We start from the raw sequence: 18,970 nt of genomic DNA on the forward strand, positions 1-18,970 counted from the left end.
TGCGGTCATTCCCACCTGAACGAGTGTGGGAACAGCCGAATGTGGATATCCGTAGATGAGAACGACCGACATGAACAGTTTGTTGCCCCCAGTCAAGTGCTTCCAGCCGAAGCGTTCCACCTTGCTGGCCATCCTTCTATTTGCACTGCCATGCAAAGCCACCAGGTTTCGGACATCCTGGCCGGTGCCCTTGTCCCAATAACCTATCAGGTGGCCGGCTTGAGGCTTCCCGCCTCTATTTCTCCCATTCCGTCCGGCGAAACAGAAGGATTGCATTCGGGACACTTCGGCATGCCGTTCGCCCCGGTGCGCGACCTGCGGTCGCTCTTGGTGAGGAATGCGAAGGCGCCGGTCGCCCTGCAGCCCTTGTTTCCCTGGTGATTCGTGTACGCCTCCAGCCCTCCATAGATCCGCCCTCCGTCGATCAGAGGCATCGGGTTGCAGGTGACGGTGTTGTTGTCGGTTCCCCGCGGCGCGGGCCTGGGCGCGGAGCCCGGCGACGGTTGGGGGGGTGGGCCCCGTCCAAGGGCCCCCGCCGCCCAGTAGACAAGCGCGGGAAGCGCGAAGAGGTGGCCGTCTATCTCGATGTTGGTCACCGGGTTGCCACCGGTGAAGGCGTAGCGGTTGCTGGTGTACGGGTCCGCGCCCAGGCTCATGTCGGACAGAGCGCCGTTGTACATGTCCCGGGTGGTGAAGCGGTTGAGTCCCGGGCTGTAGTCGCGGAAGCCCATGTCGTACGTGCCGGACTGGGCGTCCCAGCGCTTCGCGTTGAAGCGGTAGGGGTTGTACGTCTCCTTGTCCGGCTGGCCGGCCTCGGGCTTGTCGATCCCGGTGAACTCGGTGGCGTCGTTGTTGCCGTAGGCGGTGGAGCCGTAGGTGGCCTTGGTGTCGCCGTTGTCGTCGGTCAGGGTTTCGACGTCGGTGTGGCTGTTGTAGCCGTAGAAGCCGTCCTCGGTCGTGCCGTCGGTGTTGTGCTTGGTCTGCAACAGGCGCTCGCCCCACGGGCTGTACTGGTACGACTTGGTCAGCTCGCCGGCGACCTTCTCGTCGAGTACCTCGCCGGACAGGCCCAGGTACTCGACGTCGGTGGTCTTGCTGTCCGCCGTCTTCGACGCGGTGCGGTCCAGCGGGCCGAAGGTGTATATCGTCATCGCGCCTGCGGCGTCCATCTTCTGGGACTCCACGACGTTGTCGAAGCCGTCGTACACACTCCGCTCGATGACCTTGCCGCCTGAAATGACCGACTGCTGGCGGCCGAAAGGGTCGTAGGTGTAGTTGGCGCTGACGCCCGACGTCGTCGCGGTCAGCAGCCTGTCGCGGTCGTAGTGGAACGCGGTGCTGACACCCTTGACGGTCTGGCTGACGACGTTGGCGTTGTCGTCGTGGACGTACGTCTCCGTGCCGGCGCCGTTGCCCGTCTTGACCGACTTGGTGAGCCGGTCCGCGCGACGCCACCCACTGGGACGAGGTGGTCACCTCGCTCGGCCACAAACACCTGCGCCGCCACGATCTCCGCCACACCGGCCTCACCTGGTTCGCCGACGCCGGCGTCCCCGCCCACGTCCTCCGCAAGATCGCCGGACACGGCTCCCTGCTCACCACCCAGCGCTACCTCCACCCCGACATGACCCAGATCACCAACGCCGGCAACGCCCTCACCGCCCACCTCAACCCTGTCCGAGCACCCATCAGCCTCGCAGTCCAGCCCGCCCCCGGACACCGCCGCTGGACCGCGTGGTCCCCAAGAAACACGGAAAGGCGGTACCGGATTTCTCCGATACCGCCTGCGACCTGCGTAAACGCTGGTCGGGACGACAGGATTTGAACCTGCGACCCCTTGACCCCCAGTCAAGTGCGCTACCAAGCTGCGCCACGTCCCGATGCCCGTCTGACCTGCGATTTCCCCTGGCCGAACGCGCATGAGAACAATACCGCACTCCGGCCGGTGGTCACGAACCGCTTTCCGGGCATGGCGGGCTTGACCTCAAGTGTGGTTGACGTTGCACGGTGGAAGGTATGACGAAGACAGCGACGACCGCCGCACCGGGTTATCCGGAGCTGAACCGGCTGCTGGCCCTGATGACCGGGGACGAGAAGCACGGGCCCGCCGCGACCTCCACCCTGGACGCGTTGTGGGTGCTGTACGACCGGGTGCTGCGGGTGTCGCCCGAGAGCGCCGACGCGGCCGGGCGTGACCGCTTCCTGCTGTCCAAGGGGCATGGGCCCATGGCGTACTACGCCGTACTCGCCGCCAAGGGGTTCCTCTCCGAGGAGCTGCTGCCCGGCTTCGGTTCGTACGACTCGCCCCTCGGCCATCACCCCGACCGGACGCTGCTGCCAGGGGTGGAGATCGGCAGCGGCTCGCTCGGGCATGGGCTGCCGCTCGCCGTGGGCAGTGTGCTCGGGCTCCGGGCGCAGGGGCTCACCGGCCCCCGGGTGTGGGTGCTGATCGGCGACGCCGAACTCGACGAGGGCAGCAATCACGAGGCCATCGCCTTCGCGGGCCCGGCGGGGCTCGAACAGCTCCACACCCTGGTGATCGACAACGCGTCCGCCAGCTACGGCTGGCCCGGTGGCATCGCCTCCCGGTTCGAGGCGGCCGGCTGGTCGGCCGAGACCGTCGACGGGCGGGACCACGAGGCGATGTACGCGGCGTTCACCGCGCCGCACGCGGGACGGCCCCGCGCGGTCGTGGCCCGCGTCGAGCCGAAGTCCTGACCGCACAGCATCACGAGGGGTATTTCCATGGACACCATGCGCGACCGCTTCATCTCCACCGCCTCCGCGCTGCTGGACGAGGATCCACGGCTCGCGGTCGTCCTCGCCGAGATCAGCCGGGACGGCTTCGAGCCGGCGCAGCGCCGCCATCCCGACCGGGTGATCAATGTCGGCATCCGCGAGCAGCTGCTCATCGGCGTGGGCGGCGGAATCGCCCTCACCGGGCTGCGTCCGATCGTGCACACCTTCGCCAGTTTTCTGGTCGAGCGGCCGTTCGAGCAGGTGAAGCTGGACTTCGGCCACCAGGGCGTGGGCGGGGTGCTGGTGAGCGCGGGAGCGTCGTACGACTGGCCGGCGGGCGGCTTCACCCATATGGCGCCCGGTGATGTCGCGCTGCTGGACACGCTCGACGGCTGGACCGTGCATGTGCCGGGCCACCCCGACGAGGCCGAGGCGCTGCTGCGGCACGCCGCCGCCGGGGACGGCCGGGACTACGTACGGCTCTCGCTGCAGAGCAACGAGCGGCCGCGGCCGGTGACCGGCGCCGGGTTTCTCACCGTGCGCGAGGGAAGCACGGCGGCCGGCGGGGTGGTGATCGCCGTCGGCCCGATGCTGGACAACGTCCTGGCCGCGACGGAGGGGCTGGACACGACGGTGCTGTACGCGACGACCGTGCGGCCCTTCGACGGGGCGGCGCTGCGCCGGGCCGTCACGGGCCGGGACACGGCGGATGTCGTGATCGTCGAGCCGTATCTCGCCGGGACCTCTACGGCCGCCGCGAACGACGCCCTGGCCGCGACACCGCATCGGGTGCTGGGGCTCGGTGTGGGCCGGCGCGAGCTGCGCCGGTACGGCGAGATGGACGAGCACCTCGTCGCGCAGGGCCTCGACCCGAGGTCGCTGCACGAGCGGATCTCCGGATTCCTGACGCGCTGACTCCCGGCAGGCATCGCCGGGCGACAGGGGGGAACCTGGACGGGACGCATGATCCGTCCGGACCGGCCCCCGCGCCGGACCGGACGCCCCCGCCGGACCAGGGACCACGCCCGACCTCGTTCCGCGCCGGACCAGGCCCCCGCTGGACCCGATTCCGCGCCGCCGGAGCGCGTACGGCCGACCGGAGCCGTACAGGAGAGAGCCGTACAGGAGAGAAGGAGAGCCAGCCATGACCGCGAGCGGTGATCTGCTCATCGACGCCTTCGGCCGTATCCGCGAGACCGTCCACGAGGTGGTCGACGGCCTCACCCCCGACGAGCTGGCCGTCCGGCTCGACGACGGGGCGAACTCGATCGCCTGGCTCGTCTGGCATCTCAGCCGGGTCCAGGACGACCACATCGCCGACGCGGCCGGAACCGACGAGGTGTGGCTCTCGGAGGACTGGTCGAAGCGGTTCGAGCTGCCGTTCTCGCGCGGTGCGACCGGCTACGGCCACTCCCCCAAGGATGTGGCCGCGCTCGGCGGGATCTCGGCGGAGCTTCTCGCGGAGTACCACGACGCCGTCCACGACCGGACGGTGGAATACATCCGCACCCTGAAGGCCGGGGACTTCGGCCATGTCGTCGACGGGAGCTGGACCCCTGCTGTCACCCTGGGCGTACGGCTCGTCAGCGTGATCTCCGACGACCTCCAGCACGTCGGGCAGGCGGCCTTCATCCGGGGTGTGCTGGAGCGGCGCTAGCCGGAGTGGCCCTCGTCGCTGAAACGGCGCTAGCCGGCCCGGCCCCCGTCACCGGGCGCCGCAGGTACGAGAGCAGCTGCCTGGCTGCCGGGCCGGTGCGCTGGTCCTCGGGGAGAGCGGCCGAGACCTCCCAGAGATGGTCCTCCGCGCCGGCCAGCGGCACGGTGCACAGAGCCGCTGCTTGCTCCTTGCGTGCGATCGGCCGGGGCACCACCGCGATGCCCAGACCATGGCCGACCAGCTCGATCAGGCTGTGCACATCGTTGACCTCCAGGGCGACCCGCCGTTCGGTACGGGCGGCGCCGAAGGCCCGGTCGGTGAGGCCGCGGGCGCCCCAGTCCTCGTGGAAGTCCACGAACACCTCGCCGCCCAGCTCGGCCCAGTCGGCCTTCGCCGCTCCGGCCAGCGGGTGATCGGGGTGACAGAGCAGCACCATCGGCTCACTGGCCAGCGGTACCAGCCGGACGCCCTCCGGCACGGCCCCGGCCAGGGCGACGAAGGCCAGGTCGAGCCGCCCGGCCGCCACGTCCTCCACGAGCGAGGCCGATCCCGCCTGCCGCAGCCGCACCTCGACCTCGGGGTGCTCGGCCCTGAACCGCGCGAGCAGGCCGGGGACGTGCACTCCGGTGACACACTGCTCGGTGCCGACCGCCAGCGTGCCGCGCAGCAGCCCCTGCACCGCCGCGACCGCCTCCTTGGCGGCCCGTACGCTCGCCAGCGCGCGGGACGCCTCCACGAGCAGGGCGCGGCCGGCGCTGGTCAGCTCCACTCTGCGGGTGGAGCGTACGAAGAGCCGGGCGCCCAGCTCACGCTCCAGGGCGCGCACGGATGCCGAGAGCCCCGACTGCGAGACCATCAGCCGCTGGGCGGCCCGGGTGAAGTGACGTTCCTCTGCGACGGCGACGAAGTACTCGAGATGCCGGAGTTCCATGACGAACAGCGTAATTGAGAAGCCCAGTCGCTCAATGCGTTCGTTTTCTTCTATTGGACGCACCGCCGGGCAGCGGCGAAGCTGGGGAGCGCCCGCCGGAACCGGCCGGGCACCGCAGCAGGAAGGGCGCACCACACCATGAAGACTCGCCGCATCGGGACCGTCGACGTCAGCGCGATCGGTCTGGGCGGTATGCCGATGTCGATCGAGGGGCGGCCGGACGAGTCCCGTTCCATCGCCACCATCCACGCGGCGCTGGACGCCGGGGTGACGCTGATCGACACGGCGGACGCCTACCACATGAACGCCCACGACGCCGGTCACAACGAGTCCCTGATCGCCAAGGCGCTGGCGTCCCACGACCGCGGCCCGGAGGTGCTGGTGGCCACCAAGGGCGGCCATGTGCGTCCCGGCGACGGCTCCTGGACGCTGGACGGCTCCGCCGGGCACCTCAAGGCGGCCTGTGAGGCGTCGCTCGGCCGGCTCGGCGTCGAGGCGATCGGGCTCTACCAGTTCCACCGTCCGGACCCGGAGGTGCCGTACGAGGAGTCCATCGGCGCCCTCCGCGATCTGCTCGACGAGGGCAAGATCCTGCAGGCCGGTATCTCCAACGCGAACCCGGAGCAGATCCGGCTGGCCAACGACATCCTCGGCGGCCGGCTGGCCTCCGTACAGAACCAGTTCTCGCCGGCCTTCCGGTCCAGCGAGCCCGAGTTGGAGCTGTGCGCGGAGCTGGGGATCGCCTTCCTGCCCTGGAGCCCGTTCGGCGGCATCAAGCACGCCGGTGAACTGGGCACCTCCTACTCCCCGTTCGCCCGGATCGCCGAGGCCCACGGCGTGAGCCCGCAGCGCGTCTGCCTCGCCTGGATGCTGGCCAAGTCGCCCACGGTGCTGCCGATCCCCGGCTCCAGCCGCCCGGAGACCATCCTCGACTCGGTCGCCGCGGCCGACCTCGTACTCGACGCCGCCGAGGTCGCGGAGCTGGACGCGGCCTGACGGCCCCCAGTCTCGGCCCGACGGCCCACAGAGCCGCGGCCTGACGGCCCACCGACATGACCGACCCGTCCCGGCGCATCGCCGGGACGGGTCGGTCATGTGTCAGCTACGGCGCCAACTCCCTTACAACAGAGGGCCCTTCCGACCCATTGACCCCCTGTAACAGCTGAACCTACGCTGTGCGACGTACTCCAGAAAGCGCTTTCTAACCCGCAGCCGGCTCAACCAGCACCGGGAGCGCCCATGAGAACGTCCACGAGAACCATGTCACCCTTACTTGTGATCACCGCCTTGCTGGCGCTCGTACTCGGGCTGGGGATGGCTTCGCCGCCCCGCGCCGACGCGGCGCCGTTCCGCGTTCTGGTCTTTTCCAAGGTCACCAACTTCGAGCACGACTCGATTCCGGCCGGTATCAAGGCCGTTGAACAGCTCGGCAGTGAGAACGGATTCGAGGTGGAGACCGCCGCCGACGCCACGGCCTTCACCGAGGAGAATCTCGCCCGCTTCCAGGCGATCGTCTTCAACAACACCAACTCCACCCCGGAGAGCGGCGATCTGCTCAATGCCGAACAGCGCTCCGCCCTCCAGGCGTTCATCCGCGGGGGCGGCGGCTGGGTCGGTCTGCACGCCGCCTCCGCCAGCGAGCGCGACTGGGACTGGTACGAGGGGCTGGTCGGCGCGATCTTCGACAAGCACCCCGCCGTCCAGACGGGCCGCGTGAAGGTGCTCGACCAGTCGCACCCCTCCACCCAGGGCCTTCCCGAGCTCTGGGAGCGTACGGAGGAGTGGTACAACTGGCGCACCAACCCGACCGGCAAGGTGCACACACTCGCCCAGATCAAGGTGAACGACGGGATCGACGGCCTGGACGAGGGCGTCGACCATCCGTGGTCCTGGTGCCAGAACTACGACGGCGGACGCTCCTGGTTCACCGCCGGCGGACACGACTCCTCCGCCTTCCAGGAGGACGCCTTCCGCAAGCATCTGCTCGGCGGCATCCAGTGGGCGGCGGGCAACAAGCCCGGCGACTGCACCGCGACCAAGACGGGCGCGTTCCAGCGCACCGCGCTGGCCACCAACGATCTCGCCGACCCCTTCGAACTGGCCGTCGCTCCGGACCGCCGGGTGTTCTTCATCCAGCGCACCGGCAAGCTCAAGGTCATCGATCAGGAGACGCTCCAGGTCTCGACCGCGCTGGACTTCGCGTACACCCCGGAGATGACGAGCCAGTCCGACGGACTCCTCGGTCTGACGCTCGACCCGGACTTCGCGGAGAACAACTGGCTCTATCTGCTGAACTCCGACAAGACCGAGAAACAGCTCAATCTGTCGCGCTTCACCGTCACCGGAAACACCGTCGACCCGGCGTCCGAGAAGCGGCTGCTGACCGTCCCGACGCTGCGGGGCGAGGGCCGGGCCAATTCGCACATGGCCGGCTCGATCACCTTCGACAAGAACGGCGATCTGTACGTCGCGACCGGCGACAACACCGATCCGTTCGCCTCCGACGGCTTCAACCCGATCGACGAGCGCGAGGGACGCCGCGCCTGGGACGCCCAGACAACGGCGGGCAACACGAACGATCTGCGCGGCAAGATTCTGCGGATCACCCCGGAGGACGACGGTACGTACTCCATCCCGGAGGGCAATCTCTTCGCGCCCGGCACCGAGAAGACCCGCCCCGAGGTCTATGCGATGGGGATGCGCAATCCGTTCCGTATCACCACCGATCCGCTGAGCGGGGCGCTGCTGGTGGGCGACTACGGCCCCGACGCACGGGAGGCGGTGCCCAATCGGGGGCCCGAGGGCACCGTCGAGTACAACCGGATCACCGAGGCGGGGAACTTCGGCTGGCCGTACTGCACCGGCGCCAACACCCCTTTCAACGACTACGACTTCGCCACCGGAACCCCGGGAGCAAAGTTCGACTGCGCCGCGCCGGTCAACGACTCGCCGAACAACACCGGTCTGCGGGAGCTGCCGGCGGCCAAGCCCGCGACGGTCTGGTACGCCTACTCCGCCTCGCCCGAATTCCCCGAGCTGGGCACCGGGGGCGGCGGCCCGATGAGCGGTCCGGTCTACGACTACGACCCCGCGAACGCCTATCCGTCCAAGTTCCCCGAGTACTTCGAGGGGAAGTGGCTCACCTACGAGCTGACCAGGACGTATTTCAAGGCCTTCTCGTTCCAGCAGAAGGATCAGACCTTCACGGATCCGCGCTTCGATCCGGTGAAGGCGGGTGATCTCCACTCCATCAACGGTGTCTTCGGCGACATGAAGTGGAATCAGCCCTTCGACGCAGACTTCGGACCCGACGGCGCGCTGTACGTCATCGACTTCGGGCTCGGCAGCGGTACCGGCCGCGGCGGCACCAACGAGGGCTCGGGCATCTACCGCATCGACTACGTCGCGGACGGCCGGCTGCCCGACGCGAAGGTGACGGCGGACCGGGACAGCGGCGCCGTACCGCTGACCGTGAAGTTCTCCAGCGAGGGATCCGGGCTGCCCGACGACAAGCCGGTGACCTACGCCTGGGACTTCGACGGAGACGGGACCACCGACTCCACGCAGGCCAATCCGTCCCATGTCTACCGGGACAAGGGCCGGTTCACGGCCCGGCTGACGGTCACCGGGCCCGGCGGACTGACCGCGCTCTCCGTCCAGGAGATCACCGTCGGCAACACCAGACCGGTCGTGACCATCCAACAGCCTCCGGACGGCGGCATGTTCAGCTTCGGCGACACCATCCCGTTCACCGTGAAGGTGAAGGACAGCGAGGACGGGAAGACCGGGGCCGGCGGCGCGATCGACTGCTCGCGGGTGGTCGTACAGTCCCAGCTCGGCCATGACAGCCATCTGCATCCGCTGGACAACTACACAGGCTGCGCGGGTGAGATCGTCACCGACGCCGGGGACAGCCACGGTCCCGGCCAGAACCTCTACTACGGCGTCACCGCGCAGTACGAGGACAAGGGCGCGGACGGCGTGCCCGCCCTGACGGGGTCGTCCTCGCTCACGCTCCGTACGACGTTCCGCGAGGCCGAGCACCGCACCACCACCGGCGGCGCGCACGATGGAGCGGTGGTCGCCGACCGCGCCGACGCCTCCGGCGGCAAGCGGCTGACCGAGATAGAGGACGGCGACTGGATCGCGTTCGACCCGGTGCACCTCCGGGGCATCACCTCGGTCACGGTCGGCGCCGCCTCGGGCGGGCTCGGCGGGACCGTCGAGTTCCGCAACGGCTCGCCGACCGGACCGCTGCTGGGCACGGCGACCGTCCCGAACACGGGTGGCTGGGGCAATGTCGTCTCGCCCACCGTCCCGCTCAAGAGTCCGGGCGGCTCGGTGAAGCTGTACGCGGTCTTCACCAACCCCGGCTGGTCGGCGGAGAAGCCGGATCTCTTCGCGGTCGACTGGCTGCACTTCAACGGGCCCGGAGTCGAGAAGAAGCCGGCGACGAAGGTCTCGGTCAAGGCCGCGCCCGCCACGGGGAAGGCTCCGCTGGCCGTGCGGCTCAGCAGCACGGTGAAACCGGCGTCCGGGCGCACCGTCGCCTCGTACCACTGGGACTTCGGTGACAACTCCGCGGCCGCCGACGCCGAGGGCCCGGAGGCGAACCACACATACGCCAGGCCGGGCCCGTACACGGCCCATCTGACCGTCACCGACGACAAGGGTGACACGACGACCGGCGCCGTCCGGATCAACGCAGGCTGAGGGGAGAGCGAAGATGAGCGGCACCCGACGATCGTTCCTGGGCAGAGCCGTGGGTCTGGCCGCGCTCGGGATGGGCGTGGCGACGACCTCGGCGTACGCGAGCCCAGGCCCGGCCACGACACCGGCGGACGCGAAGCCGGGCCCGGCCACCGCGAGCGCCACCGGCCGCTGCCGGCGGCGCATCCCGCCGTCCGGGATCGGCATGCACCTCTACACCATGCGTACCCCTCTCGCGACGGACTTCAGGGGGACGCTGGAGCGCCTGGCGGAGATCGGTTACGCGACGGTAGGCGTCAGCGGCAGGCATGGCCACAGCGCCACGGACATCCGGCGGATGCTGGACGAGACCCGGCTCAGGGCCGTGCTCGAACATGTCGCCTACACCACGGTCGCCGGCAGCGGTCTGCCGCAGGCGATCGAGGACGTCGCGACGCTGGGCGGGAAGTGGGTCGTGGTACCGAGTCTGCCGGTGGAGATGCACTCACCGGCCGGATACCGGGAAGCGGCGCGGCAGTTCAACACGGCGGGGCGCGTCGCCAGGCAGTCCGGGCTCAAGGTCCTCTTCCACAATCACGACGGTGACCACGAGGTGGTCGACGGCGAGAATCTGTACGGCATCCTGCTCAAGGAGACCGATCCGGAGCTGGTCGGCTTCGAACTGGACGTGTACTGGGCGGCGAAGGGCGGGGACGATCCGCGGCGCCTCTTCGTACAGCACCCCGGCCGCTTCCCGGCGCTGCATGTGAAGGACATGGCGCCGAACGGGGACTTCGAGGATGTCGGCTCGGGTGTCCTGGACTTCCCGGCGATGTTCGACACGGCGCGCAGCGGAGGCGTACGGCAGTGGCTGGTGGAGCATGACGCGCCGGCCGATCCGTTCGCGACGGCGCTGAACAGCTACCGGTATCTGTCGGGGCTGCGCTACTGAGGTGACGGTTCCCGGCCGCCGCTCCGGGGCGGCGGCCGGGAACCGGCGGCCCGGAACTCCCTTACGGTCAGGGCATGTTCTTGTAGAAGAAGGTGGTCGGGCGGAGTGTCCCTCCGGGGTCCGCCGCGTGGCCGGGGACCACCCCGACCGCTGTCCAGCCCGCCGAGCGGTACAGCGCCTCGGCGGGACTCCCGGTCTCGGTGTCGAGCAGCAGCAGGGTCACCCCCGCCGCGGCCGCCGCCTCTTCCCCGGCGCTGAGCAGCGTCCGGCCGAGGCCCTGACCGCGGGCGTCGCGGTGGACCATCAGCTTGACGATATCGGCGCGATGGCGGGCGTTGGGCTTGTCCACGAACGCCACACCGACCGTGCCGGTGATGCGGTCGCCGTCCTTGAAGACCCGTACGGACAGCCGTCCTTCCCGTACGGCAGGGGCCTGCGCCCGCCACCAGGCCGCCGCGGCCGCCCGGTCGAGCGAGCTCAGAAACCCGATCGAGGCGCCGCCGGCCACGGTGTCGAGCAGGAGATCGGCAAGGTCTTCCGCGGCGCCGAGCAGTTCGCCGGCGGACAGCGGCACCACGGCGCGGCTCATGACTGGACCACCACGACCGCGTACCTGACCGGCTCAGGACCCGGGCAGCGGAACCGGGTGGGGCCCCACAGGCGTATCCGCAGACAGTCCCCCACGTACAGGGTGTGCTGCTCACGTCCCACCGTGAACTCGACCGACCCTTCGAGCACCCAGATGTGCTGCTCCATGCCCGGTACGGGAGGCCGCTCGTACGACACATCCGCGCCCGCCCGCAACGTGCCTTCGACCACTTCCGCGCGCAGGCCCGGCTGCGGCGGCGAGACGGAGCGGCGCACGAAACCGGAGGCGGTGTCCTTCCATACGGTCTGGGCGGCCGCCCTGACCAACTGGGCGGGTTCCGCCTCCACCTCGCTGAGCAGCTGCGACATGGTCCGCCCGTACTCCGCGCACAACCGGCCGAGCAGTGACGCGGTGGGGCTGATCTCACCTCGCTCCGCCCGCGACAGCGTGGAACGGCTCACGCCACTGCGCCGGGCGAGCTCCTCCAGCGACCAGCCGCGCTCGCCCCGCAGTTCGGCGAGGCGCGCGGCGAGGAGCACGTCGACGGGGTCGAGGGCACCCTCGGGATCCTCTCTCATATGTGAGAGTTTATCTCAGATCCGGGATGTGCTTTCCGGCCGGGCTTCGGGTCGGGCTTCGCCGCGAACCTCGGACCGGCTGCCGACCGGGCCTCAGTCCTGTGCGGAGGCCGCGCCCAGCAGACCTCTGATACGGGCGGTGGCCTCGCGGAATTCGGGCCGCCCGAGCGTCTCCGTATAGTCGCGCTCGGCGGGCAGCCCCACCTCGATGATCTCGCTGATCGTGCCGGGCCGCGGGCTCATCACCACCACCCGGTCGGCCAGATAGACGGCCTCCGAGATCGAGTGGGTCACCAGCACCACGGTGGTGCCGGTCTCGCGCCAGATCCGGTTCAGCTCCCTGTTCATCTGTTCGCGGGTGAGGGCGTCGAGCGCGCCGAACGGCTCGTCCATCAGCAGGACGGGCGGCTTGTGCAGCAGCGCCCGGCAGAGCGCGACCCGCTGCTGCATACCGCCGGACAGCTCATGCGGATAGGCGTCCTCGAAGCCGGTGAGACCGGTCATCGCGATCAGTTCGTCCGCGCGTTCACGCGCCTGCCCGGCCGGCATCCGGCGCATCTCCGCCTGGAGCAGGATGTTGCGGCGGGCGGTACGCCACTCCAGCAGCGCCGCCCGCTGGAAGACGTATCCGATGTCGTGCCGCGGCCCGTCGACCCGTTCGCCGTGCAGCCGTACGGCCCCCGCGGACGCCTTGAGGAGCCCCGCGACCAGCTTGAGGAGGGTCGACTTGCCGCAGCCCGAGGGGCCGACGACGGCCACGAACTCTCCCATCGCCACATCGAGCGAGACCTGCTGGAGGGCGGTGACATCGCGGTTCTTCGTACGGAACCGGACGGCCACGTCCTCAAGACCGACCGCCGCCGTGCCCTGAGCCGGTGTGCCCTTCGCCGCCGCGCCCTGCGCCGGTGCGCTGTCCTTGGTCACGGCGGGCTCCCGGAGCGTCGTATCCCTGGCCATCGTCATCCCTTCAGCGCCGTGCCGCTGTCCCAGTACTCCGAGACCGCCTTGGGGCTCTTCACGAGCCCGGCCTCGGCGAAGACATCAATGGTCCGCTGCCAGTCGTCCTCGGTGTTGACGCCTGGGGCCTCGCCCCGTGTCGCGTCGGTGTGCAGCAGCGTGATCGTCGTCCTGAACTGCTCCGACAGGACGCTCTCGGGCGGCAGTTGCTCCGACGCGCCTTCCATCGCGGCGACCGCCGGCTCCGGCGCCTTCTCGGCGGCCGCCCAGGACTCGCTGACGGCCCGCACCATCCGCCCGGCCAGCTCGCTCCTGCCGGACAGGATCTTCTGACCCGCGATCAGACCATTGGAGTAGAAGTTGAGTCCGTGCTCCGAGAAGCGCAGATACGACACCTTCTTCTTGGCCTTGTCCTGCATGGTCGGGCCCTGGTCGCTGGCGTACCCGAGCAGCGCGTCCGTCTTCCCGGAGATCACCGCGGCGATCTTGCCCGCCGGATCGGTGTTCTGGATCTTGACGTCCGACTCCTTCAGTCCGTTCTTCTGGAGGAAGATCGGGAAGGTCTTGGTGAGCGCGTCACCGGCCGTGCCCGCGATGGTCCTGCCCTTGAGGTCGGCGGGTGTGTTGACGTTCGCGCTCTCGAAGAACTGCACGGACGAGGGCGTGGTCTGCAGGAAGACGCCGAGGCTCTTCACCGTGACGCCCTGGTCCACCCCGCTGAGCACGGCGGGCGTGTCGGCCCAGCCGAAGTCGGTCTGTCCCGCGGCGGTCGCCTGCACGGTCTTCTGCGAGCCCTGGCCCGCCCGGATCGTGAGGTCGATGCCGTGCTTCTCGAAGATCTTCTGCTGCTTGCCGTAGTAGAACGGCGCGTGTTCGCCGTACGGATACCAGTTGAGCGTCAGCGTCACCTTGTCGAGCTTCTTGCCGGAGTCGCTGGTGGTGGTCTCCGAGCCGCCCTCACCACAGGCGGTGGCAAGCAGGAGCAGGGGTACGAGGCCGATCAGGAATCTGCGCGCGGACATGGCTGGCCCTTCCCGGACGGGGTCGAGTCGGTCAGTACGAGGTGGTGACGTGGGTGTCCCGGCGGCTGGCGTGCCAGGGCAGCAGCAGCTTCTCGGCGATCTCGACCAGGACGAAGAGGACGACGCCGATCAGTGACATGACGAGCAGTCCCGCGAAGAGCATCGGGGTGTCGAGGTTGCCGTTCGCCTGGAGGATCACATAGCCCAGCCCCTCGTTGGCGCCGACGAATTCGCCGACGACCGCGCCGGTGACCGCGAGCGTCACGGCGACCTTGAGACCGGAGAAGAGATGCGGCAGCGAGGCGGGGAAGCGGATCTTGGCGAAGGTCTGCCAGGGCTTCGCGCCCATGGTCGCGGAGAGCTGGAGCATCTCGGGGTCGACCGCCTTCAGCCCGGTGACCATCGAGATCACCACGGGGAAGAAGGCGATGAGCACGGCGATCAGGATCTTCGGTGTGATGCCGAAGCCGAGCCAGACCACGAACAGCGGCGCGATGGCGATCTTCGGGACGACCTGGGCGAACAGCAGAATGGGATAAAGCGTCTTCTCGACGGTCGAGGAGTACACCATCACCACCGCCGCGAGCACCCCCACGGCGACGGCGATCACAAAGCCGAGCAGCGTCTCATAGGTCGTCACCCAGGTGTGCTGCCAGAGGTAACCCGCCTTGCCCGTCAGCACATCGAGCGTCGCGCCGGGCGAGGGGACGAGATACGGCTCCACCAGCTCGGCCGCGGCGATGATCCACCAGAGGGCGAAACAGGCGACCAGCAGGGCGACCGGGCGCCAGCCCGCCTCGACCGCGCGGGTGAACCTCTCCCCCGCTCCTGGCCTGTTCCGTTCGGCGACTCCCGCCACTTCCCCGGCCGGTGCCGGCATGACGCTCTGGCTCACAGTGAACTCCTCGGCGGTCCGGGCAGTTATAAGAGCAGTGCTCCCCTACAAGCGCTTTCAGAAAGCGCTTTCTGGTAGGGTGATCGCCACGCTAATGACTGCCCGTCCGTACGGTCAATAGGTCGTCCCGAAGTTTCGGGGTCCGCCACGGACCCTGCCGCCGCCGCGACCCCGGGGGTCGAGTTGAGTGAACGGGAAACACAGGCCCATGTGACGCTGGACGCCGTCGCCCGCCGCGCGGGCGTCTCCCTGGCGACCGCGTCCAGAGCGCTGAACGGCACCGCACGCGTCCGCGAGGAACTGCGTCAACGGGTGCGCGCGGCGGCCGATCTGCTCGGCTACATCCCCAACGCCCACGCCCAGGCGCTCGCCAGCGCCTCCAGCAACACCGTCGGTGTCATCTGCCACGACGTCGGCGACCCCTACTTCGCCGCGATAGCGGGCGGGGTGATGCGGGCCGCCGCCGAGCAGGATGTGCTGGTCATGCTCGCCAGCACCTTCCGGGAGCCGGCCAGGGAGATCGCCTATGTCTCCATGCTCCGCGCGCAGCGGGCCCGCGCCATCCTGCTGATCGGCTCCGGCTTCCAGAATCCCTCCTGGGAGCGGAAGTTGGGCGCCGAGCTCGCGCCGTACGTCCGCGCCGGCGGCCGGGTCGCCGTCGTCAGCCGGCACCGCGGCCTGCGCGCCGACGCCGTACTGCCCGAGAACCGCGCCGGGGCCACGGCGCTCGCCCGCGCCCTGCTGGCTCTGGGTCACCGCGAGTTCGGCGTGCTCAGCGGTCCTGCCCAACTGACCACGGTCGCCGACCGGTTGGCCGGATTCCGGGCGGGACTCACGGAATCCGGGATCGTCCTCGGTCCCGGATCCGTCGTGCACGGCGCCTTCACCCGCGAAGGGGGCTATGCGGCCGCCCGAGAACTGCTCGCCGGGCCGGCCCGCCCCACCTGCGTCTTCGCGGTCACCGATGTGATGGCGGTGGGCGCGCTGGCCGCGTTCCGGGAGGCGGGCGTACGGATCCCCGAGGACCTCTCCCTCGCGGGCTTCGACGACATCCCCCTCGTACAGGAGCTGACTCCCCCGCTCACGACCGTCGCCCTGCCGCTCACCGCCATGGGGCAGAGCGTGATCTCCCTCGCGCTGCGTGAGCCGCGCGGCACACGCTCCCGGGTGCTGCGAGTCGGCGGCGAGGTCGTCCTGCGGGCCAGCACCGCGCCGCCACCGGCCAATCCCCCCGTTTTTGCGCGATATTGAGATCACGTCAGATGCCGCAGCCCGTGACCAGGATCTTCAGTGCGATGGGGAACGTCTCAGAGCTGTCGTCGTAGACCATCGAGCACTGCCTCCAGCAGGAAACGGTCAGTGGGGCTTTCGAAGCTGTCGGGCGGCCGGGCGGTGATCGCCCCGCAGTCGACCAGATCGGCGAGCAGGACTTTGGTGACCGTCGCGGGAAGCCTCAGCTGCGCCGCGATCTCCGCGACCGAGGTCGGCCCCTGGCAGAGGCCGACGGCCTGGGCGTGCTCCGGGCCGAGATGTTCCTGGGGCACCGCTCCCGTCGAGATCACCAGCGTCAGCGGATCCAGCGCCGTCGTCGGCCGGGTCCGGCCTCCGCTCGCGGTGTACGGGCGGAGGAGCCGGCCGGCCGCCTCGTCGAGTAACAATGTGTCCGTCGCGATCGGCACGGTCAGAGCCCCACGGGGCTGGGTACCGAGCCGGCCGCTTGTCTGAGGGGGCTGACCACGTACGGCCGTACGCCCCTGACCAGCGTCGCCATCTCGTAGCCGAGGACCGCGGCGTCCGCCTCCCGGCCGGCCAGCACGGCGAGACAGGTGCCCAGGCCCGCCGCGGAGACGAACAGCAGCGTGGTGTCCAGCTCCACCACGACCTGACGGACCTCCCCGCCTTCCCCGCCGTCCCCGCCCTCGCCGAAGCGCACCCCGGCGCCGCGGCCCAGGCAGTACAGGCCGGAGGCGAGGGCGGCCAGGTGGTCGGCGCTGTCGGGGTCCATGCCGTGTGCGGACCGCACCAGGCCGTCGGAGGAGAGCAGCACCGCGCTACGGGTGTACGGGACGCGCTGGACCAGACCACTCAACAGCCGTTCGAGGTCCGGGACATGACCGGTCGGCTCATCGCTCGCCATGGTGCATCCGTTCCTTGGGGGTGGTGTCGTGGCGCTGCGATTCCGGCTGGTCCGGAAGCGGCTCCGCCAGGGGGTCCGCGGGGCGGTTCGCCAGAGGATGCGCGGGGCGGTCCGTCATCGGGTCCGCAGGGCGGTCCGCAGGGCGGTCCGTCAGGGGGGCCACCCGTGGGACGGCGGCCGCCACGGCGGACCGTGGTTCGGCGGCCTGTGGTTCGGCGGACCGTGGTTCGGCGGACCGTGGTTCCGGCTGTCCCTCGGGCGGCGGGCCGGGCTGGGACTCGGCGAGGCCGATGCCCCGCTGGAAGGCGGCCATCAGACCGGGGTCGTGGAGCGTCGGCTCGTCGGAGGGGCGGGGCGGGGGCAGGTCCCGCGGCTGCGGGACCAGGTGCTCCTGGCCGCGGCGCTTGGGCAGTTGGGGCCGGCTCATGATGCCGCGGACCGTGCCGCCCTCGGCGAGGGCGGGGCGGTCGGCGTACTCGACTCGGGCAGCTGGGACAGGACCGGCAGCTCCGGCGACGGGCGGCAGCACCTGGCTGTTCCGGTCCGCCGCCCGGTCGGAGCCGAGGAGCGCCTGCGGCAGGATCAGCACGGCCTGGACACCGCCATAGATATTGGACTGTAGACGCACCGCGATACCGTGCCTGCGCGCCAGCGCCGACGCCACGAAGAGGCCGATCCGTCCGTCTCCCAGCAGCTGCGCGACATTGACCTGGTCCGGGTCGGCGAGCAGGCTGTTCATCCTCTTCTGCTCGCCGAGCGGCATCCCGGGACCACGGTCCTCCACCTCGATGGCGATACCGGCCGCCACCTGCTGCGCCCGCAGCAGCACCTGGGTGTGCGGGGCCGAGAACAGCGTGGCGTTCTCGAGGAGTTCGGCCAGCAGATGGACGACATCGGCGACGGCGTGGCCGCGCAGGGTGCCGTCGATCGGCGGTACGAGCTTGATCCGCGGGTACTGCTCGACCTCGGCGACGGCGGAGCGCAGGACGTCGACGATGAGGACCGGCTCGCTCCACTGGCGGCGCGAGACCGCCCCGCCGAGGACAGCGAGGTTCTCCGCGTACCTGCGGACGCGGGTCGCCAGATGGTCCACGTGGAAGAGGCCCTTGAGCAGGTCCGGGTCCTCCACCTCGTTCTCCAACTCGTCGAGCAGCTGGATCTCGCGGTGGGCCAGGGACTGGAGCCGGCGGGCCAGATTGACGAAGACCTCCATCTTCTGTTCGTTGCCGACGCTGCTGGACAGCCGCGAGGCCCGCACCACCGCGCCGACGGCCGATTCCTGGGACCGGCCCAGTTCTTCTGCCAGAAGGTCGAATTCGTCCCCGTCGAGGGCTGCCGGCGGAGTGGGCGTACGGCGCGCGGGCACCCGTTCGCCCCGCCTGAGCTGCTCGACCACCGCCCGCAGGTCGGCCTGTCCGCGCGCGCTGGAGCGGCGCAGCGCGTTGCAGCGGTCGAGGACGGACTTGGCGGTACGGTCCGCTCCCAGAGCGGCCGCGGCGACGGCGGCGAAGGCGAGCAGCGCCGTGCCGACGAGGGCGAGCCAGATCCCGGCGGTCGGTTCCGTGGCGGTGGAGCGGAGGACGAACATCACGGCGGCCGCGCCGCTCAGCGCGGCCACTATCGCCGGCAGGACCGCGGTGCGCAGGAGTTGAGGGCGTATCCGGGCGTCCAGCGGGGTCGGTGTGTCCGCCCTGTCCGTCGACGGCAGCGAGCGGGTGCCCGGCCGGCCGTGCCGTCCGCCCTCACGGCGCTCCGGCCGGACAGGTGCGCGAAGTTGAGACATCAGTGTCCTCGGTCGTGGGGCCCCAGGAATCGGCAGGGTGC

General features: G+C 70.0%; 16 protein-coding genes, 1 tRNA gene and 2 pseudogenes. 8 read left to right on the forward strand and 11 right to left on the reverse strand.

Features of this window, described 5'->3' with window-relative positions:
* Positions 1-569: 569 nt before the first annotated feature.
* Positions 570-1,445 (reverse strand): annotated as a pseudogene (locus ACFVWW_RS04615) (RHS repeat-associated core domain-containing protein); the annotation flags it as partial.
* Here ACFVWW_RS04615 and ACFVWW_RS04620 point away from each other — a divergent pair.
* Positions 1,445-1,702: pseudogene (locus ACFVWW_RS04620) on the forward strand (tyrosine-type recombinase/integrase); the annotation flags it as partial. The pseudogenes ACFVWW_RS04615 and ACFVWW_RS04620 sit on opposite strands and share 1 nt — an antisense overlap.
* 101 nt (positions 1,703-1,803) lie before the next feature.
* On the opposite strand, the gene ACFVWW_RS04625 reads toward ACFVWW_RS04620, so the two are convergent.
* Positions 1,804-1,880, reverse strand: a tRNA-Pro gene (locus ACFVWW_RS04625).
* A gap of 136 nt (positions 1,881-2,016) precedes the next feature.
* Here ACFVWW_RS04625 and ACFVWW_RS04630 point away from each other — a divergent pair.
* The 3 genes from ACFVWW_RS04630 (at position 2,017) to ACFVWW_RS04640 (ending at position 4,396) form a co-directional block, all read left to right on the forward strand.
* On the forward strand, positions 2,017-2,718 hold the full coding sequence (locus tag ACFVWW_RS04630) for a transketolase (RefSeq protein ID WP_384193519.1): 702 nt from the start codon (positions 2,017-2,019) through the stop codon (positions 2,716-2,718).
* A 27-nt stretch (positions 2,719-2,745) separates the two neighbouring features.
* Complete coding sequence (locus tag ACFVWW_RS04635; RefSeq protein WP_386875903.1) at positions 2,746-3,654, forward strand: transketolase family protein; 909 nt, start codon at positions 2,746-2,748, stop codon at positions 3,652-3,654.
* Positions 3,655-3,883: 229 nt separating this feature from the next.
* Positions 3,884-4,396 (forward strand): DUF664 domain-containing protein, encoded by a 513-nt coding sequence (locus ACFVWW_RS04640; protein WP_386875905.1) that lies wholly within the window; start codon positions 3,884-3,886, stop codon positions 4,394-4,396.
* Here the strand turns inward: ACFVWW_RS04640 and ACFVWW_RS04645 are convergent.
* On the reverse strand, positions 4,368-5,327 hold the full coding sequence (locus tag ACFVWW_RS04645) for a LysR family transcriptional regulator (protein ID WP_386875907.1): 960 nt from the start codon (positions 5,325-5,327) through the stop codon (positions 4,368-4,370). The two genes, ACFVWW_RS04640 and ACFVWW_RS04645, sit on opposite strands and share 29 nt — an antisense overlap.
* Positions 5,328-5,465: 138 nt before the next feature.
* Here ACFVWW_RS04645 and ACFVWW_RS04650 point away from each other — a divergent pair, with 138 nt between their 5' ends.
* The 3 genes from ACFVWW_RS04650 (at position 5,466) to ACFVWW_RS04660 (ending at position 10,968) form a co-directional block, all read left to right on the forward strand.
* Positions 5,466-6,323 carry an aldo/keto reductase gene (locus tag ACFVWW_RS04650; RefSeq protein WP_386875908.1) on the forward strand — a complete coding sequence of 286 codons (858 nt, stop codon included), beginning with the start codon at positions 5,466-5,468 and terminating at the stop codon, positions 6,321-6,323.
* A 264-nt stretch (positions 6,324-6,587) separates the two neighbouring features.
* Positions 6,588-10,040 (forward strand): ThuA domain-containing protein, encoded by a 3,453-nt coding sequence (locus ACFVWW_RS04655; RefSeq protein ID WP_386875910.1) that lies wholly within the window; start codon positions 6,588-6,590, stop codon positions 10,038-10,040.
* 13 nt (positions 10,041-10,053) lie between these two features.
* On the forward strand, positions 10,054-10,968 hold the full coding sequence (locus ACFVWW_RS04660; RefSeq protein WP_386875912.1) for a sugar phosphate isomerase/epimerase family protein: 915 nt from the start codon (positions 10,054-10,056) through the stop codon (positions 10,966-10,968).
* Between the two features lie 67 nt (positions 10,969-11,035).
* Here the strand turns inward: ACFVWW_RS04660 and ACFVWW_RS04665 are convergent, their stop codons facing one another.
* From ACFVWW_RS04665 to ACFVWW_RS04685, 5 genes are all read right to left on the reverse strand, one after another.
* Positions 11,036-11,557, reverse strand: coding sequence for a GNAT family N-acetyltransferase (locus tag ACFVWW_RS04665; RefSeq protein ID WP_386875914.1), 522 nt, complete (start codon positions 11,555-11,557; stop codon positions 11,036-11,038).
* On the reverse strand, positions 11,554-12,135 hold the full coding sequence (locus ACFVWW_RS04670) for a helix-turn-helix domain-containing protein (protein ID WP_386875916.1): 582 nt from the start codon (positions 12,133-12,135) through the stop codon (positions 11,554-11,556). Before ACFVWW_RS04670 ends, ACFVWW_RS04665 begins: the two co-directional genes overlap by 4 nt.
* Positions 12,136-12,228: 93 nt before the next feature.
* A complete protein-coding gene (locus ACFVWW_RS04675) occupies positions 12,229-13,092 on the reverse strand; it encodes an ABC transporter ATP-binding protein (protein ID WP_386875918.1) in 864 nt (287 codons plus the stop codon).
* Between the two features lie 2 nt (positions 13,093-13,094).
* Entirely contained in the window at positions 13,095-14,114 is a 1,020-nt protein-coding gene (locus tag ACFVWW_RS04680) for an ABC transporter substrate-binding protein (RefSeq protein ID WP_386875920.1), read from the reverse strand.
* 31 nt (positions 14,115-14,145) lie between these two features.
* Positions 14,146-14,994, reverse strand: coding sequence for an ABC transporter permease (locus ACFVWW_RS04685; protein WP_386876738.1), 849 nt, complete (start codon positions 14,992-14,994; stop codon positions 14,146-14,148).
* Between the two features lie 225 nt (positions 14,995-15,219).
* Here ACFVWW_RS04685 and ACFVWW_RS04690 point away from each other — a divergent pair, with 225 nt between their 5' ends.
* On the forward strand, positions 15,220-16,260 hold the full coding sequence (locus ACFVWW_RS04690) for a LacI family DNA-binding transcriptional regulator (protein ID WP_384193690.1): 1,041 nt from the start codon (positions 15,220-15,222) through the stop codon (positions 16,258-16,260).
* 56 nt (positions 16,261-16,316) lie between these two features.
* Here ACFVWW_RS04690 and ACFVWW_RS04695 read toward each other — a convergent pair whose 3' ends face one another.
* From ACFVWW_RS04695 to ACFVWW_RS04705, 3 genes are read right to left on the reverse strand one after another with little or no spacing between them, the layout of a single operon-like run.
* On the reverse strand, positions 16,317-16,688 hold the full coding sequence (locus ACFVWW_RS04695; RefSeq protein WP_386875922.1) for a DUF742 domain-containing protein: 372 nt from the start codon (positions 16,686-16,688) through the stop codon (positions 16,317-16,319).
* A gap of 2 nt (positions 16,689-16,690) precedes the next feature.
* A complete protein-coding gene (locus ACFVWW_RS04700) occupies positions 16,691-17,146 on the reverse strand; it encodes a roadblock/LC7 domain-containing protein (protein WP_386875924.1) in 456 nt (151 codons plus the stop codon).
* Positions 17,133-18,929, reverse strand: coding sequence for a sensor histidine kinase (locus ACFVWW_RS04705; protein WP_386875926.1), 1,797 nt, complete (start codon positions 18,927-18,929; stop codon positions 17,133-17,135). The genes ACFVWW_RS04700 and ACFVWW_RS04705 overlap by 14 nt, the downstream gene beginning before the upstream one ends.
* Positions 18,930-18,970: the final 41 nt, after the last annotated feature.

It is taken from the genome of Streptomyces sp. NPDC058198 (genome assembly GCF_042882605.1).
GTDB lineage: Bacteria > Actinomycetota > Actinomycetes > Streptomycetales > Streptomycetaceae > Streptomyces.